Origin of the sequence: Rhodoferax lithotrophicus (assembly GCF_019973615.1) — a bacterium.
Taxonomy (GTDB): domain Bacteria; phylum Pseudomonadota; class Gammaproteobacteria; order Burkholderiales; family Burkholderiaceae_C; genus Rhodoferax; species Rhodoferax lithotrophicus.
Genome location: NZ_AP024238.1, coordinates 1,504,618 through 1,521,023 on the forward strand (window position 1 = coordinate 1,504,618; position 16,406 = coordinate 1,521,023).

Annotated in this window: 14 protein-coding genes; 10 read left to right on the forward strand and 4 right to left on the reverse strand. The window is 57.8% G+C overall.

Annotated elements, in window-relative coordinates:
* The first annotated feature begins 52 nt into the window (after positions 1 to 52).
* The 10 genes from LDN84_RS06925 (at position 53) to LDN84_RS06970 (ending at position 9,253) form a co-directional block, all read left to right on the forward strand.
* On the forward strand, positions 53 to 619 hold the full coding sequence (locus LDN84_RS06925; RefSeq protein ID WP_223910301.1) for a YggT family protein: 567 nt from the start codon (positions 53 to 55) through the stop codon (positions 617 to 619).
* Positions 620 to 753: 134 nt separating this feature from the next.
* A complete protein-coding gene (locus LDN84_RS06930; RefSeq protein WP_223910304.1) occupies positions 754 to 1,776 on the forward strand; it encodes a sulfate ABC transporter substrate-binding protein in 1,023 nt (340 codons plus the stop codon).
* A gap of 56 nt (positions 1,777 to 1,832) precedes the next feature.
* Entirely contained in the window at positions 1,833 to 2,423 is a 591-nt protein-coding gene (gene ssuE / locus LDN84_RS06935; protein WP_223910307.1) for an NADPH-dependent FMN reductase, read from the forward strand.
* A gap of 118 nt (positions 2,424 to 2,541) precedes the next feature.
* A complete protein-coding gene (locus LDN84_RS06940) occupies positions 2,542 to 3,504 on the forward strand; it encodes a sulfonate ABC transporter substrate-binding protein (RefSeq protein ID WP_223910311.1) in 963 nt (320 codons plus the stop codon).
* Positions 3,505 to 3,526: 22 nt separating this feature from the next.
* A complete protein-coding gene (locus LDN84_RS06945) occupies positions 3,527 to 4,546 on the forward strand; it encodes a sulfonate ABC transporter substrate-binding protein (RefSeq protein ID WP_223910314.1) in 1,020 nt (339 codons plus the stop codon).
* A gap of 25 nt (positions 4,547 to 4,571) precedes the next feature.
* The gene (gene ssuD, locus LDN84_RS06950; protein WP_223910317.1) at positions 4,572 to 5,714 is read left to right on the forward strand and encodes an FMNH2-dependent alkanesulfonate monooxygenase; all 1,143 of its coding nucleotides are present in this window, start codon (positions 4,572 to 4,574) and stop codon (positions 5,712 to 5,714) included.
* A gap of 28 nt (positions 5,715 to 5,742) precedes the next feature.
* Positions 5,743 to 6,624, forward strand: a complete 882-nt coding sequence (gene ssuC / locus LDN84_RS06955) for an aliphatic sulfonate ABC transporter permease SsuC (protein ID WP_223910320.1) — start codon at positions 5,743 to 5,745, stop codon at positions 6,622 to 6,624.
* A gap of 70 nt (positions 6,625 to 6,694) precedes the next feature.
* Positions 6,695 to 7,585: an ATP-binding cassette domain-containing protein gene (locus LDN84_RS06960; RefSeq protein ID WP_223910324.1), complete on the forward strand. Its 891-nt coding sequence runs from the start codon at positions 6,695 to 6,697 to the stop codon at positions 7,583 to 7,585.
* A gap of 39 nt (positions 7,586 to 7,624) precedes the next feature.
* Positions 7,625 to 7,840 (forward strand): TOBE domain-containing protein, encoded by a 216-nt coding sequence (locus tag LDN84_RS06965; RefSeq protein WP_223910327.1) that lies wholly within the window; start codon positions 7,625 to 7,627, stop codon positions 7,838 to 7,840.
* 66 nt (positions 7,841 to 7,906) lie between these two features.
* Positions 7,907 to 9,253, forward strand: a complete 1,347-nt coding sequence (locus tag LDN84_RS06970) for an LLM class flavin-dependent oxidoreductase (protein WP_223910331.1) — start codon at positions 7,907 to 7,909, stop codon at positions 9,251 to 9,253.
* Between the two features lie 589 nt (positions 9,254 to 9,842).
* On the opposite strand, the gene LDN84_RS06975 is transcribed toward LDN84_RS06970, so the two are convergent.
* The 4 genes from LDN84_RS06975 to LDN84_RS06990 are packed head-to-tail and all read right to left on the reverse strand — an operon-like array spanning position 9,843 to position 16,286.
* A complete protein-coding gene (locus tag LDN84_RS06975; RefSeq protein ID WP_223910334.1) occupies positions 9,843 to 10,685 on the reverse strand; it encodes a DUF7281 domain-containing protein in 843 nt (280 codons plus the stop codon).
* A complete protein-coding gene (locus LDN84_RS06980) occupies positions 10,685 to 11,917 on the reverse strand; it encodes a hypothetical protein (protein WP_223910336.1) in 1,233 nt (410 codons plus the stop codon). The genes LDN84_RS06975 and LDN84_RS06980 overlap by 1 nt, the downstream gene beginning before the upstream one ends.
* On the reverse strand, positions 11,914 to 12,576 hold the full coding sequence (locus LDN84_RS06985) for a condensin complex protein MksE (RefSeq protein ID WP_223910339.1): 663 nt from the start codon (positions 12,574 to 12,576) through the stop codon (positions 11,914 to 11,916). Before LDN84_RS06985 ends, LDN84_RS06980 begins: the two co-directional genes overlap by 4 nt.
* A complete protein-coding gene (locus tag LDN84_RS06990) occupies positions 12,573 to 16,286 on the reverse strand; it encodes an ATP-binding protein (protein ID WP_223910341.1) in 3,714 nt (1,237 codons plus the stop codon). The genes LDN84_RS06985 and LDN84_RS06990 overlap by 4 nt, the downstream gene beginning before the upstream one ends.
* Between the last annotated feature and the right edge of the window lie 120 nt (positions 16,287 to 16,406).

The window sequence follows — 16,406 nt, forward strand, 5'->3', positions numbered from 1 at the left end:
TCGCTATGATGCGAGCTCCATTCTTTTGCTCTTTGACTGAATTGAACTGACCATGCTGTACCAAATTGTTTCCCTGTTGCTTGAAGTGGTGGTGGGTATCGTCAGCGGCGTGTGCCTGCTGCGGCTGTATATGCAATACCAGCGCATTCCGATGTCGGCCCGCTCGGGCAACCCGCTGGGGCACTTTGTGTTTGCCCTGACCGACTGGATTGTGTTGCCGCTGCGCCGGATATTGCCTGCCATTGGTGCGCTCGATACCGCCAGCCTGGTGGCCGCATTTTTGTTGCAACTGGCTGAATTTGGCGTGTTGTGGTTGCTGGCCGGTGGGGCAGGGGGTTTGTTTGCCGTGCCGATTCTGGCGGCTTTTGGCCTGGCGCGCATGGCTATTTCGGGTATGAGTGGCGCGGTGATTGTCTACGCCGTGTTGTCTTGGGTGCAAACCCGCTCGGTCATGGCCGATGTGATTGAGCGCTTGGTGGCCCCGCTGCTGATGCCGATTCGCCGTGTGCTGCCGCTGGTGGGTGGGGTGGATTTGTCCCCGCTGGCGTTGCTGGTTATTCTGCAAATTGCCGCCATTGTGCTGGGCCATTTGCAGGCATCGGTGTTGATGGCGTTCTGAGGTTTTTGTGCTGTGACTTGCATCTATAGATAACTTGGTTATAAGAAACTGAAAAATCAGTAGTTCCAGTTTTGTCGTCTGGCCCCCAGAATTCATTCCATTGCACTTTGGCAATGAATTCTGAGGACCTCCACATGACAACACACACCGCTTTTTCCCGTCGCGTTTTCAGCGTCGTTACCGCCGCAGTGCTGGCCGGTGCTGCTTGGGCAGCCAGCGCCCAGCAAGCGGTCACCCTGCTTAACGTTTCTTACGACCCAACCCGCGAACTCTATGCCGAGTTCAACGCCGCTTTTGCCAAACACTGGAAAGCCAAGACCGGGCAGGACGTGACCATCAAACAAAGCCATGGTGGTTCCGGTAAACAGGCCCGTGCCGTCATTGATGGCCTGGACGCGGATGTGGTCACGCTGGCGCTTGCGGGTGATATTGATGCCATTCACAAAAACGGTGGCTGGATTCCTGAGGACTGGCAAAAACGCTTGCCGCACAACTCGTCGCCCTACACCTCCACCATTGTGCTGGTCACGCGCCAGGGCAACCCCAAGGGCATCAAGGACTGGGACGACTTGATCAAGCCCGGCATCAGCGTCATCACCCCCAACCCCAAAACCTCCGGTGGCGCACGCTGGAACTACCTGGCGGCCTGGGAATTTGCCAAACGCAAGTTCGGCAGTGAAGCCAAGGCCAAGGACTTTGTGCAGGCGCTTTACAAAAACGTGCCGGTGCTCGACAGCGGTGCGCGCGGTTCGTCCATCACCTTTGCCCAGCGCAACCAGGGCGACGTGTTCATCAGCTGGGAAAACGAAGCCCACCTGCTGGAAAAAGAGTTCGGCGGCAAGGTGGACATTGTTTACCCCTCGCTGAGCATCCTGGCGGAACCCCCGGTCACTGTGGTGGACAAAAACGTCGATAAAAAAGGCACCCGTGCTGTCGCCACCGCTTACCTGGAATACCTCTACACCGACGAAGGCCAGGACATTGCTGGCAAAAACTTCTACCGCCCGATCTCCGAAAAATTCCAGGCCAAGTACGTCAAGCAACTGCCCAAGATCAAGCTATTCACCATCGACGAAGCCTTTGGCGGCTGGACCAAGGCAGCCAAAGACCACTTTGCCGACGGCGCGACCTTTGACCAGATTTACACCAAAAAATAAATGCAATGGCAACTGCTTATTCGCTGTCACACACCAAGGCAAAAGGGATTTAAAAAATGAGTGTTTTATTGATCGCTGGCAGCCCGTCAGAGCGTTCCAGATCAGCGGCTTTACTGGATGCCGTGGCCCAGCGCCTGGAGTTTCGCGGGGTTCAGGTGGAGCGCCTGCAGATTCGCGACCTGTCACCCCAGGCACTGATCCTGGCCGACTTTGGCCACCCCAGCATCAGCCACGCCATAGGCCGCGTGGCCCAGGCCAGCGTGGTGGTGGTCGCCACCCCGGTCTACAAGGCGGCTTACAGCGGTGTGCTCAAGGTGTTTCTGGACTTGCTGCCACAAACTGCCTTGCAAGGCAAAACCGTGTTGCCGCTGGCAACCGGCGGCAGCCCGCACCACATGTTGGCATTGGACTACGCGCTGCGCCCGGTGCTGCAGTCTCTGGCTGCCAAACACATTCTGCCCGGCATCTACGCCACCGACGCACAAGTGGCGGTTTCGCCAGAGGGGGCTTATGAAGTGAATACCGACATTGCCCAGCGGCTGGACGAGGCGGTCAACACCCTGGTGCGCGAGGTGCTTCCGGCGCATGAGGTGCACACCCGCCGCTTTGCCCCGGTGCAGTTCTCGCAGGTGCGATGTAGCGTGTAAGCGCCTTGCCGGTCAGCCTGCCACGGACTGACATTTTTCCCATCTGTTCATTTTTTTCAGGCCGCATGGGCGGTCGGGGGCGGCTTTTGCCCCAATTTTTCAAAAGGAATTCACAACAATGTCCAACACGCTTCATTTTTCACGTCGCCAAGTACTGGCGGCCGGTCTGGCAACGGCATCACTGGCCACCGGCTCACTGGCCTTGGCACAAAAAGCCCCACGCACCCTGCGAATTGGTTACCAAAAAGGCTGGCTGTCCATCCTCAAAGGCCGGGGCACGCTGGAGAAAGAACTCAGCCCCCTGGGAGTCAACGTGACCTGGATCGAGTTCAACGCCGGGCCGGTGCAGCTTGAAGCGCTCAACGTGGGGGCGATTGACTTTGGCGACGTGGGCGAAGCCCCGCCCATTTTTGCCCAGGCCGCCGGTGCGCCACTGGTCTATGCCGGTGCCACCGTGCCGCGCCCGCAGCTGGAAGCCATCCTGGTGCCCAAGGGTTCCCCCATCAAAACGGTGGCGGATCTGAAAGGCAAAAAAGTGGCCTACAACAAGGGCTCCAACGTGCAGTATTTCCTGGCCAAGTTGCTGGAGAAACAGGGTCTGAAGTACACCGATGTGCAACACATCCACCTGCCGCCGCCCGATGCCCGCGCTGCTTTCCAAAAGGGGGCGGTGGATGCCTGGATCATCTGGGACCCGTTCCTGGCGGCCGCGCAAAAAACGCTGGACGCACAAATTTTGGTGAATGCCAAAGGCGTGGTGAACAACCGCATGTATTACTTCAGCTCGCGCGACTTTGCCACCAAGAATACCGACGTGTTGAAGATCGCCATCCGTCAGATCAACGATATCGACACCTGGGCTTCCAAAAACAAACAAGTGGCCTCCAAAGAGCTGTCGCAAGTGCTGGGCCTGGACGTGGGCATCACCGATCTGTACCTGAGCCGCGCCGACTACGGCACCGCCCCGGTGAACAGCGCCATCCTGGCCGAGCAACAGTCCATTGCCGACACCTTTTTCGAACTCAAGCTCATTCCCAAAAAGCTCAACCTACTGCACGCTGCGCCGGTGGATCTGGGCTGATTGACACCGAAGGAGCCTCATCTTGCAACAAGCCATCACCACCGGGACGCGCCGCAGTCTGCTGCGTGTGCTGGCCGTCAGCGCAGGCCTGTGGGGCCTGTCCGGGCCGATCACCTCCAACGCCTGGGCGCAGGCTGCGAGCGCAGGTAAACCTCTGACCCAGTTGCGTATTGGGTACCAAAAATCTGCTGTTAACCTGGTCATCCTGAAGCAGCAAGCAGTGCTGGAAAAGCGTTTTCCCAACGCGCAGATCAAGTGGGTTGACTTTCCCGCCGGGCCGCAGTTGCTCGAAGCGCTGGCCGTGGGCTCGCTGGAGTTTGGCATGACCGGCGACTCGCCCCCGGTGTTTGCCCAAGCCGCAGGCAAAGACCTGGTGTACGCGGGAGCCGAGCCCGCCAAGCCCGAAAGCTCGGCGATTCTGGTACCCAAAGACTCCGCCATCAAAACGCTGACAGACCTCAAAGGCAAAAGAATCGCCCTGCAAAAAGGCTCCAGCGCCCAATACCTGCTGGTGCAGGCGGTAGAAAAAGCTGGCCTGCAATGGGCCGACATCCAGCCCATTTACCTGGCTCCGGCCGATGCCTGTGCTGCGTTTGAGAGCAAGAGTGTGGATGCCTGGGCGATCTGGGACCCGTTTTACGCCGCCACCGAACTGGCCCTGGCACCGCGGGTGCTGACCACCGGCACCGGGCTGTCCAACAACAACTCGTTCTACCTGGCCTCACGCGTCTTTGCCACCGATTACCCGGACGTGCTGGCGGTGCTGTTTGAAGAACTCAGCCGTGCCGACCAGTTTGTGCAGCAACACCGCCCCGAGGCGATCAAGCTGATCTCCGCCTACAGCGGGTTGGATGCGGGGGTGGTCAGCCTTTTTTTGCAACGCCGCCCCGCCTCACCCGTCGGGCCGATCAACCCCAAGACGCTGCAGTCGCAGCAGCAGGTGGCCGACAGCTTTCAAAAGCTGAGCCTGATCCCCAAACGCATTGACGTGGCCCAGATCGTCTGGCAGCCCAAGGCCACGGTGCTGGCCAAAACCAAGTAGCCCTTATTTTTGAAAAGCAACGCTCATGAACATCTTCTGGTTTCTCCCCATTCACGGCGATGGCCATTACCTTGGCACGCAACACGGCGCACGCGCGGTGGATCACCATTACCTGAAACAAATCGCCCAGGCCGCAGACGAACTGGGCTACGGCGGTGTGCTGGTCCCCACCGGGCGCTCGTGTGAAGACTCGTGGATCGTGGCCTCCAGCCTGATCCCGGTGACACGCCGTTTGAAATTTCTGGTGGCGCTGCGCCCCAGCACCATCTCGCCCACCGTGCAGGCACGGCAAGCTGCCACCTTTGACCGCCTGAGTGAAGGCCGCCTGCTGGTCAACATCGTGGCCGGGGGCGACACCGGTGACCTGGAAGCCGATGGCACCTTTCTGAGCCACGACGAGCGTTACGAACATGCCAAGGAATTCATCCACGTCTGGAAGCGCCTGCTGGCCGGTGAAGAGGTGAGTTATGAAGGCAAACACATCAAGGTGAGCAAGGCCAAGCAACTCTTCCCCGCGGTGCAACAGCCGCACCCACCGCTGTATTTTGGTGGCTCGTCCGATGCGGCGCACGACCTGGCCGCTGAAGAGGTCGAGCTGTACCTGACCTGGGGCGAGCCCCCGGCTGAGGTGGAAAAGAAGTTTGACGACGTGCGCAAACGTGCTGCCAAGCTGGGCCGCAAAGTGAAGTTTGGCGTGCGCCTGCATGTGATCCCACGCGACACCAACGACCAAGCCTGGGCTGCGGCAGACGACCTGATCAAGTACCTGGACGAGGCCACCATTGCCAAGGCGCAGGCCAATTTGTCCGGCATGGACTCCGAAGGCCAGCGTCGCATGCGGGCCCTGCACGGTGGTAACCGCGCCAAGCTGGAGATCAGCCCCAACCTGTGGGCTGGTGTGGGCCTGGCGCGCAGTGGTGCCGGTACCGCGCTGGTGGGTGACGGCGAAACCATTGCCCGCCGCCTGAAGGAATACGAGGCGCTGGGGGCGGAAACCTTTGTGCTCTCAGGCTACCCGCATCTGGAAGAAGCCTACCGCTTTGCCGAACTGGTGTTCCCGCACATCGGCATCCAGAGGCCGGGTGTGGCCGCAGGCCAAAACCTGGTGCGCCCGGCGGGCGAGGTGCTGGGCAATGGCATTGTGCCCACCACCCTGCGAGCGGCGTAGTTCCAGCTCAATGTCAACGGAGCCCCCCATGACCACCCCGCAAACCGAAATTTCATTAAGCGCCGCCACTGTGCACCCCGACCAACCCTGGATTGCGCCCGCAGCTGCCACCACGCCTTTCCCCTGGCCCAAAGTGGTCAGCGCGCTGAAGGCCGTGTGGCAGCGCCTGCTGCCGTGGCTGGTACCGCTGGTCCTGATCGTGTTGTGGCAAATCGCCTCCAGCATCGGCTGGCTGTCCACCCGCGTCTTGCCTGCGCCGCTGGACGTGGTCAGCGCGTTCTGGACGCTGGCCGCCTCGGGTGAACTCTGGACCCATGTGCGGGTCAGCGCTGGGCGCGCCCTGACCGGGCTGGCCGTGGGCGGTGGCCTGGGGCTGCTGCTGGGCCTGCTGACCGGCACGTCGCGTATTGCCGAGACGCTGCTGGACTCCACCATCCAGATGGTGCGCAACATCCCCGCGCTGGCCATGATTCCGTTGGTGATTTTGTGGTTTGGCATTGACGAGACGGCCAAGCTGTTTTTGATCGCGGTGTCGGTCTTTTTCCCGATCTACCTCAACACCTTTCACGGCATTCGTGGCGTGGACCCCGGCCTGATCGAGATGGGCCGCACCTACGGTCTGAACCGCTGGCAGCTCTACACCCAGATCGTGTTGCCGGGTGCGCTGTCGAGCATTCTGGTGGGCTTGCGTTTTTCGCTGGGGCTGATGTGGGTGATTCTGATCGTGGCCGAGACCATCTCGGCACAGGCCGGCATTGGTTACCTGACCATGAACGCCCGTGAGTTTTTGCAGACCGACATCGTGCTGGTGGGCATCCTGCTCTATGCCGCGTTGGGCAAGCTGGCCGACGTGTTTGCCAAGGCGCTGGAGCGCTACTGGCTGCGCTGGCACCCAGGCTACCAGGCGTGAATTCGTCCACACCAAATTACTATTAAATTAATAGCTGCTTGCGCACAATTAATAAGGGCTAGAAGCCAATATGACTATAAATTCCGATCAACAGAGAAGTACGGCCACACAGGCTGAGCCCGTCGCGCACACCCCTCCCGTGGCATCGAAGCGCCGTGGTGAACCGCTGGTGCTACAAGGCTTGAGCAAACGCTTTGGCGACCGTGAGGTGCTGCGCAACACCCAGCTGCGTGTGGAGCCGGGCCAGTTCATCGCCATCGTCGGGCGCAGCGGCTGCGGCAAAAGCACTCTGTTGCGGCTGGTGGCTGGTCTGGAGACGGCCAGCGCGGGGCACATCCGTATCAATGACCAACTGCTGAATGGTCTCTCGGACGATACCCGCATCATGTTTCAGGACGCACGCCTGCTGCCCTGGAAGCGTGTGGTGGACAACGTGGCGCTGGGCCTGCCGCCCGAGCGGCGCGAGGATGCGCTCAAGGTGCTGGCGCAGGTCGGCCTGGCAGACCGCGCCAACGACTGGCCAGCCCGCCTGTCTGGTGGTCAACGCCAGCGCGTGTCCCTGGCCCGTGCCCTGGTGCACAACCCGCGCCTGCTGTTGCTGGACGAGCCGCTGGGCGCGCTTGATGCGCTGACCCGCATCGAGATGCACCGCCTGATTGAAGACCTGTGGCGTGCCAGCGGCTTCACCGCGCTGCTGGTGACACACGACGTGCAAGAGGCCGTGGCGCTGGCCGACCGCGTGATCCTGATCGAAGACGGGCGCATTGCGCTCGATGAAGTCATCAACCTGCCCCGCCCACGCTCACACGGCGACGCCGCCTTTGCCGCGCTGGAAAAACGCATCCTGGACCGTGTGCTGCAAAAGCCCGCCGCGCCCGAGCGTGAATCCTTTACCCATTCCGCGGACGGCGAACCTCGCTGGCCCGGTGTGCCTGCGCACGGCGTGCGCTGGGCCGTCTGATTACTCAATTTACTTCAACGGACTTTTCAAGGAGAACCCATGTCCATTCAAGCCATCAACGTACGCAACCAATTCCGCGGCAAGGTCAAGGAAATCATCCACGGCGACGTGGTGTCCGAGATTGATGTCGAAACCCCCTGGGGCATCGTCACCTCGGTCATCACCACACGCTCGGTCAGAGACCTGGACTTGAAGATTGGCTCTGACGTGGTGGCGCTGGTCAAGTCGACCGAAGTGTCAATCGCCAAGCTCTGACCATCTGAACATCTGAACATCTGACCTCTACCGCCCCTTCAACCTCTCCACTGAAAGGCCTTCATCATGAGCAAAAAACTCCGCCTTGGCGCATTTCTGCCTGGTGCCGGACAACACGTCGCCGCCTGGCGGCACCCTGATGCGGCGTCCGACACCGTGTTCGACTTTGAACACTACAAACGCCTGGCGCAAACCGCCGAGCGCGGCCTGTTTGATGCCTACTTTTTGGCCGATGGCTTGTCGACCCACTTTGGCGGGGACGATGCCGGTCGGCGCGACCGCAGCACCTACTTTGAGCCGGTGACGCTGTTCTCGGCCTTGTCCACCGTCACCAAAAACATTGGCTTCATCGCCACCGCCTCCACCAGCTACGAAGACCCCTACCTGCTGGCGCGCAAGTTTGCGTCGCTGGACCACTTGAGTGCTGGCCGCTCGGGCTGGAACGTGGTCACCTCCACCGACGATGCCACGGCGCGCAACTTCAGCCGCCCGCAGCAAGCCGTGGCCGCAGACCGCTACGACCGGGCCGAAGAGTTTGTCGATGTGGTCACCGAGCTGTGGGACAGCTGGGAAGACGATGCCTTCACCCGCGACAAAACCAGCGGCCAGTTCTTTGACCCGGCCAAGCTGCACCCGCCGCACCACCAGGGCAAACACTTCCAGGTGGACGGTGCGCTCAACGTCTCGCGCCCGCCGCAAGGCTACCCGGTGATCGTGCAGGCCGGCCAATCCGAACCCGGCCTGGAGCTGGCCGCCCGCACCGCCGAGGTGGTGTTCACCGCCCAGCAAAGCCTGGAAGACGCGCAAGCCTTTTACCGCGACCTGAAAAGCCGCTTGCCCAAGTTTGGCCGCAGCGCAGACCAGCTCAAAATCATGCCCGGCGTGTCGGTCTACGTGGCCCCCACCGAGGCCGAGGCGCAAGCCAAACTGCAACAGCTCAACGACCTGATCCACCCCCAAGCGGGCCTGGCCCTGCTGGCTGGCTTGTCGGGTGGTGTGGACTTGTCGCCCTACCCGCTGGACGGCCCTTTCCCCGAGCTGCCCAAAACAGTAGGCTGGGTCAGCCGCCAGCAGATGATGGTGGACATTGCCCGCAAACACAGCTTCAGCATCCGCCAGCTCTACCAGTGGGTGGCCACCGCGCGCGGCCACTGGACGATTGTCGGCACGCCGGTGCAGGTGGTTGACCAGTTGCAAGCCTGGTTTGAAAACGAAGCCGCCGACGGCTTCAACATCCTGCCCCCCGTGCTGCCCGGCAGCCTGGACGACTTTGTGGACCTGGTTATCCCCGAACTGCAACGCCGGGGGCTGTTCCGCACCGAATATGAAGGCAGCACGCTGCGGGAAAACCTGGGGCTGGCGCGGCCGGAGAATCGGCATGCAGTGCGGGGGCGGGAGCGGAAGGCCGCCTGATAGACCCGGCAGCAGTGGCACACCGGCACTTTGCGAGCCGCCGTAGGGTGGCTTGCGGAGGGTGTGAGGCACTCAGCTTTCGACCTCTATGCTCAGATCGAAACTATGCGCATATCGGTTTCTCGCATCGGCTCTCAGGCAGGCGTGGTGCGTTTCGCGGGGAAGTGGCCTTGTTCAGATAGGGACATAGTTTTTCGTCGGAGCGCCAGGCGGTCACGCTCCAGGATTTCGCTGCGTGCCGCATCTACCGCCCACCTCACAGCGGCACCCAATGCCAAGATATAGCCTGCAACACCTCGAACTCATTTTTGCGACCTGCTCGGATGCCATAACTATGCGCAGACTTCCTTGGCATTGAAGCCTCGCCGCCAGAGGGGCCAGCGTCATCAGCATTCACCCATCTGTGCATAGTTTCGACCTGAGCATAGGGGTCGCTATGGAGAGCTCTACATAGCGACCCAAAGCGGAAATCCATAAGGTCGAATTGAAAGTCCCAAAGCAGACCAACGCTTGCCTCACGGCTTCCCCTCTCAGACGACAAAAAATGCAAAAGTAGGCCATGTATGCCTGTGCTGAAATCAAATGCGATCTACATGTCTGACTTTGGTACTGCGTGCATCATCCTTTCTTGAGTTACCCCACTTCGAAGTTCCAGCATTACTTCCCAAGCATTTTTCAGGAGAGGATGCACAGTTCTATTGAGCACTCCCTGCGCATATGAATATTGTTCATCAAAAAGTTGGCGTCCTCGTGGTGTGTCGGCAAGAAATCGGAGCGACGACCAAGCAGGAAGAATGAGTCGCTCCAACGTGCCCGAAGGGAGAGAATTCGCGATAACCAGCCCGGCAGGATCAAAGTCAACAAATGCCCAGATTGGTTCGGATCTTGTATGGAGAAACAGAGAGACGTTGCCCGTTGAAAGATCCGTGTCACCGCGGTAGATGACCATCACGTTTTTGTTAAAAAAATTGATCCATGTATATTGCTCTAGATGTCGAAATGATTCAAGGTTTTCGACCAACATCAATCTATCGCAAGTGATGTGCCGACCGATTTCTGGCGTAACTACCAAATAGCTGCTGGGAGGCGTAATTAGTGGTGTGGAGCCCAGAAGACAATTCCCTAAGCACTTGATCGCAATCGATCCAGAATGTGGTGCGGCACTTAGAGACTTTTCTGAAAGTCCACCATATTTAGCTGAGTCTGCACGCATTGCCCTTGCACTCGGCTTTTTAACCGGAAGATCGTGAGCCTGCAGCAGTGACAAGGCCATACGGTGGTGTTCGGAGTGATATTCAATGAAGCGACCAACGTGCCGGCCCAAACTGAAGTGTTCGCAAAAATGCTTTGCGACCACACCAGCGGTGCGCTGGGTCGGGTGTTCTTCCACCAATCTCTGAAGAAATTGGATCTGGCGCGCGTCAAAAGACATCAGGCAGCCTCCTGTAATGGACGACGAGCAAGAACATCATGGAAAGACTCGTTGATGGGGAACGGGTCTAACTCCGTTTTGCTCAAGAACTCCAGCTGCACACCTCCAGCTTTGAGCTGCATGCTGGAAAAGACCAGCCACGCCTCATTGTCCAGTTCGGCGAGTTCATGGCGTACACCCTTCCAAGCAAGAAGTGAGATGGGCTCGCTAGAGCTTCGAATTGAATTGACCAACTCACGAAGCGCTCGCTGAATTGGGTCATCGGGCTCCGCTATCGCTTCTTCATCCTCCATCAGAATCTGCGGAGCTTCTTCGGGAGGCTGGGTTTTCGGGCTGGGCTTCTCCGGCAGCCGACTCACGGCAATGAGCAGGTTGTCCCAAACCACGGGATCGGTGTCGGTGACATCAGGCTGGAGCCTAAGCTCAATGGGCTGCGGCCGAAATAGTGATGGAGTCGCAGATTCATCCACTGCAAGATCCCATCCGTCAGCCGTCCTGTGCCGCGTTAGCCAGAGGGAGAAGCGAGACAAGCGTTTAAGACGAGTCTCCATCAGCTTGGCTTCAAAGAGTCGTTTGCTGATGACGGATTGCGCGTCTTTGATCTGCGATGTCCAGTTAAGGCATCGAGCTCCGAGACGCCGCGTCACCAATTGCCTGACGTCGGGCATGCCTGATGCGATCGCCTCCTCGGCGACACGTTCAGCAAAGGCGTCAACACCCTCTACATCACGTAGAAACTGAACTACTTGGCGAGCGTAATAGCGGTTCTGCCGAAGTTTGGAATTCAGGTCATCAACGTTGCCATATTGCGTCGAAAGTAACGAGTGCAACATGCTCAGGTTATGTTCAATAGAGTACGCAATCTCCACGATGGAGTCATCCAGTGCAGCGTACAACCGAAGCGCATCCCTGGTCGCACCGGTTGCCTTCAGCTGACGCAACTCTCGCCATTGCTCCTGCGCCTGCTGCATGGTTCCGAAAACCCGGCGCAGTGCCTGGAACGCGTGATAGCTAGAAAAATGGTCTGCTAAAAACTCTCGCAACCGCGGGTTCAGGCGATAAGAGTCTTCGTCATAGGGCTTGAGCACTCCAAGCCCAAACAGGGCCTCAACTGCAGCGTTGCGCTGGCGGTCGCCGCCATGCACCGATCCTTCAAAGGCCTCGGCTACGAGGTCTGAATGCTTAGAAAGCGCGGCAAGTAACTTTTGGACTTGATCGCCACTCTCTGTCATGAGGGGGCCCCGTCATCGGATTGGGCCAAATCGACGAGATCTGGTGCATCTTCTGCCTCCCGATCGTCGACTTCTGCATCCGGGATGACTTTGTTCTCATCCAGAAACTGGAGGACGGCATAAAGCTGTTCGATTTTCCCGGTAATCTGATAGGTGCCAGAGTCCTTGTTGACCAAGACCGCGTAGCCATCCTTGACCAGTTGTTCCAGCAGACGTCTCAAATTCTCATGGTTCGTATTACGCTGTGCTGCATTGCTGATGACACTGAGGAGCCCTTTGAGTTGCGTTTCCAGCATTGTTGAATGCGAGACCGCGCGCTCAAGTTCGTACAGCGCGATGTGCTCACCCGGACTCATGGTGAATCGCCCAACATCAGTCTGTCGAATGAAATCCAGAAGAAGTACCGCAGGGCCGTATTCATCCCGGAACTTCAACAGTTCATTCTTTACCTGGGTGATGTCCTTCTGTCCGATATAGGAAGGCGCCATAAAGAATGCGCCGCTATCACCCAAGCGTGCAAGACGCATATTCAAGGGCGAAAGCCAATTTGTGACCGCCTCTTGCTCTTCATCGTCTTCAAGAATTGCGTATTCGTCACGGTAGCGAATGGAGCAAATGTATTCGCCTGCAAGTAGCAGTTTCAAAACAGCGGCATTCATGGCAGGACCTCCGCATCAGGCGACGATGAACTTCCGTTTAAAACTGTTTCCAGTGGCCGGTACTCCCGTATGCGACCCCGGTCCTCAAACATGTACCGTTTGGCAAACATGGCCTGCTGGGCCGGACCAAGTTCGGGTGACGCCGTGACTACGTCAATGCGGTTGTCCTTGAGCCTTTGCATCAGTGCCTTGAAGTTTGTTGGGTCAAACTTGCCGACCTCGTCGGTGACCCAAGGCACATGTACCGGCTCGGACCCACGGATCGTGTTCAAAAGCGCGGTCATCAAGGTTATGAGAATCAACGAGGTCAAGCCTTCAGAAGAAATCTCCTGGAGCTCATTGGCACGACGAAACTCTTTCAGTCGTCCGTTGTCCACCACGCTACCTTTCAGCGTGATGTGCTGGGAAAGGTTTACTTCCACATTGCCGTCACTTCCCAGGACGCTCATGAAGTCACCCAGAGCGCGCGCTGTCTCGTCTGACGGCAGGTCGCGGGTGTAATCTTTGCCAAGTTCATTGGCATGCTGGCGAACGATGTCTTCCATTCGGCTCAGCTTTTTGTAAAAGCCAAGGTCCTCAAATTTCGTCACGATGTCCAGACGCAAATCCTTGACCCGTTCAAAACATTGAACGCCAGAAAGTCCTGCCTTCAGTCGATCATTGAAGTCGGAAACCTGCTTTTCGAAAGATTTGATGGCCTTATGAAAGGCTCCAATGTTGGCCAGCAGAGTCTTCAGCGTGAGATTCACGTCGTTGGCCACTTGCGGTCCAATTTGCTTGAAGCAAATGGAGAGTGCTGAAGCGCGTCCAATGAGATCGCTGGTGACTGCGGCGTCTACGTCGGTTCCAATGCTGGCCTCCACAAAATCCTTGACCGCACTGTTCTTGGCAGTCAGTGCCTGTCGGAGTGTCGAGGACCTCCTATTGATGGTCTCCTCCAGCGTTCGCAATTCATGCTGAACTGAGTGAACTGCAGTCCGCAATTCCTTGGCGCTTGCATTTGGACTAACCGTAGCCATGCCGACAGCGAGGTAGTCGCCAAACTCCCCGTCGAGGTCAACAAGGATCTTGAGGTCACGCTCTACATCGGCATGACGGTCTTCCAACTTCTTGATGTCGGCTTTGTACTGGTTCTCAAGTAGTTCTGCCGCTTGATTGAACGCGGTCAGCTTGCCAGCTGCAATGCCAACATCAGTGGCTGCTTTGGCGCTCGCCGATCTCAACGTCTCTAGACGTGTCGGTCCACCAGCCTGCAACCAACGATTCCAACTTGCAACCAATGCCTGACGGTCTTCAAGGGCTTGGGCATCCGTCTTGAGTGAGCTCAAGCGTCCACGCAATTGCTCAAGATGGTCGACATCTACGCCTGCGCTGCTGAGGTGCGCATTCATCTGCTCCTTCAGGGAGGTCAAGGTGCGCTGCAGGTCGGACTTTATGGATTTGATATGAGCATCAATGGCCTGGATCGCACCGTCACAGAGTGCCTTGGCAGCATCGCGCTGCAATTGATGCGCTGTGCGGACTTTTTGACGATCGGCTTTCTGATCTGCTTGAAGCGAATCACGCTGCCTTTTCAGTTCCCCAATAGAGGATCGGATCTTTGATGCCTCAGCGCCAGCCTGCTCTGCAAAAAGGCGTTTTTCATTTGTAACGCGCTGGTTGGCTGCATCGAGCTGATTCGTGACATCCGCAGTCTGCTGACGCAATACGTTAAATTGGGCCTCGGCCGAATTAAACGCTGTGCTTGTTTCATCTCGGAGTTGGCCGCATCGCTCGAGCAACTGAACTTGGGTGTTCAGGTGAGCCTGCGCTTTTGCCTCCTTCTCCATCGCCAAATCTAGGGTTTGTCGTGCGGTGGAGTCGTCCGTCCAATCGGGTGCGTTGATCAGACCAACGTGGAACTGCCATCCGTAGGCAGTCTCAGAAGCATCTTCAACGAATGTCGGTTCAAGATCGTCGCGGCTGAGAAGCTCAGGATTGATGAGTTTGGCGAGATTGCGCCTCCAATCATCGGACAAATTGGAGCGCAAGGCCGCAAGGAGTGTCCCGTCAGGAGGAGACAATCTTTGTTGTGCTTGTTCGCGTTCAGATTGTGCGCTGACCACATCCGATCTGGCTTTACGAATTTCAAGCTCTTGTTGTGCAAATGCGTGTTGCGTGGCCTGTGCGTCCTCTTTTGCCTTAGCGGCAGCTTCTTGCGCCTGGAGGAGACTGGCACCATGTTTGGCTTGGCGCTCGTTTGCATTCTGCACGGCCTGCAGGGCATCGTCGGAGGCGGTGGGATTCGCTCGTCGGTTGTCCCACGTGCCCAGCGACTCCTGCAAAGGTCCCAATGCCTCATCGATTTCCAGGCGGCGCGCTTCAAATACGCCATTGCATGCCTCTAGAGCATCTTCCTCTGCTTTTGCAATGTCCGAAAGAGTATTGGTGTGTCGAAGGCGATGTGGCTCCTTTCCACCTTCCTGGGTAAGGCATAGATCGGACGCCTTTGTCTTGGCCTCAGAAGCTAACCTTTCGTATTCGGTTGTTGCAGCACCCTGAACCGCTTCTGCAGCTGAGATTTGACCTGCCAGGGCTGTGACTTGAGTGCGAATGGTAGGAAGCTCTTGAATCTTCTGTTCCCAGTGCGCCGCCTTTTCATCTTCGAAGCGCTTCGCCTCCTCACTGGCTTCAGTGAACGCCGCACGAGAACTCGCCGCAATTTGCTCTGCAGAATGGGCAGCGTCTTTCAGCGTTGCCCGTTTTCCTCTCTCTTCTTCCAACACGGTTTCTCGGGACGCCGCCATGGATTCAAGCTTGTTCTGAATCGCGGAGGCTTCCTGCCTTCGTGCCTGTGTCAGTGAGACAACATCTGCGCGGCATGCCCGAAATCGGGCTTCCGTATTGCGGTGGTCTCGAAGGTCAGACTCAAGCTCCGCAAATGTTGGAGCCAGTTTGAAGGCCGCAACGCAGGCATCGCGGTTGCTCAACCAACGCTCGATGGGCCCACGACCCTGCTTGAACGTTAGTTTTGCGCGCTCTGCGCCCAACCCGAGATCGTGCTGCACCAAGCCGACGGCAACCTGAATGATGTCGGCAAAATTGATGTGCTTCTTGACCATGGCAGCTACAACACGATCCAGATTGTCGAGTTGCTTTGGCCCGAAGGACCATTCCAGTGCGTAGCGTCGAAGCTTGTCTTTGTCTTTCGAGCTTGCTGTTGTTCGCAGAATGACCGATCGATATTCGGCTGTGGTCAGCTTGCTCGTTGTTTGAATTCCGAGTTCTGTAGCTTTGACCTGAGCTTCGTCATCGCTCAGGAACCGTCCGTCACTGACAAAAATTTCTTTTCGAAATCCACTGCGATACAGGCGATAAAAAGGAACGTCAGGATCGTCGGCGCGCCTGCGAATGACGGCAAGGCGAAGGTCATCGTCCGAACCCGAACCGCGTTGATATTCAAAAACGATCGCGCTGGCATCCGTAGGAAGGATGAACCGCACCATGGCCTCATTCCCATGTCCGGCGGCAACGATTTGGCTGGGAAGGTGCCCAAAAAACAGGGGGAGAATTCGGAGCGTGGTGGTTTTCCCAACACCGTTGTCGCCGAGAACTGCGGCGCCTCCCCGTGGGTCTATTGCGGTGATTCTTGCACTGGCGACATGCTTGTTTGTTCCAGCGTTTACAAGAAGCATTCGGCACAACTGATACTTTCTAGTCTTGTCTCCCATATTCTTCCCTGTCTTTGAATGGCCCGCGATTGGTGTGCGCTCCCGGGCTTAGAGGTTGATGTTATTCGGAAATGTTCATCCTGCGCATTAATGACTGTTTGCAAAAAGGGTTTACTGAGC

What these genes read in the sequence shown, in the direction of transcription:
- LDN84_RS06925 (WP_223910301.1), top strand. Translation starts at nt 53, where the DNA reads ATGCTGTACCAAATTGTTTCCCTGTTGCTTGAAGTGGTGGTGGGTATC.
- LDN84_RS06930 (WP_223910304.1), top strand. Translation starts at nt 754, where the DNA reads ATGACAACACACACCGCTTTTTCCCGTCGCGTTTTCAGCGTCGTTACC.
- ssuE (WP_223910307.1), top strand. Translation starts at nt 1,833, where the DNA reads ATGAGTGTTTTATTGATCGCTGGCAGCCCGTCAGAGCGTTCCAGATCA.
- LDN84_RS06940 (WP_223910311.1), top strand. Translation starts at nt 2,542, where the DNA reads ATGTCCAACACGCTTCATTTTTCACGTCGCCAAGTACTGGCGGCCGGT.
- ssuD (WP_223910317.1), top strand. Translation starts at nt 4,572, where the DNA reads ATGAACATCTTCTGGTTTCTCCCCATTCACGGCGATGGCCATTACCTT.
- ssuC (WP_223910320.1), top strand. Translation starts at nt 5,743, where the DNA reads ATGACCACCCCGCAAACCGAAATTTCATTAAGCGCCGCCACTGTGCAC.
- LDN84_RS06960 (WP_223910324.1), top strand. Translation starts at nt 6,695, where the DNA reads ATGACTATAAATTCCGATCAACAGAGAAGTACGGCCACACAGGCTGAG.
- LDN84_RS06965 (WP_223910327.1), top strand. Translation starts at nt 7,625, where the DNA reads ATGTCCATTCAAGCCATCAACGTACGCAACCAATTCCGCGGCAAGGTC.
- LDN84_RS06970 (WP_223910331.1), top strand. Translation starts at nt 7,907, where the DNA reads ATGAGCAAAAAACTCCGCCTTGGCGCATTTCTGCCTGGTGCCGGACAA.
- LDN84_RS06975 (WP_223910334.1), bottom strand. Translation starts at nt 10,685, where the DNA reads ATGTCTTTTGACGCGCGCCAGATCCAATTTCTTCAGAGATTGGTGGAA.
- LDN84_RS06980 (WP_223910336.1), bottom strand. Translation starts at nt 11,917, where the DNA reads ATGACAGAGAGTGGCGATCAAGTCCAAAAGTTACTTGCCGCGCTTTCT.
- LDN84_RS06985 (WP_223910339.1), bottom strand. Translation starts at nt 12,576, where the DNA reads ATGAATGCCGCTGTTTTGAAACTGCTACTTGCAGGCGAATACATTTGC.
- LDN84_RS06990 (WP_223910341.1), bottom strand. Translation starts at nt 16,286, where the DNA reads ATGGGAGACAAGACTAGAAAGTATCAGTTGTGCCGAATGCTTCTTGTA.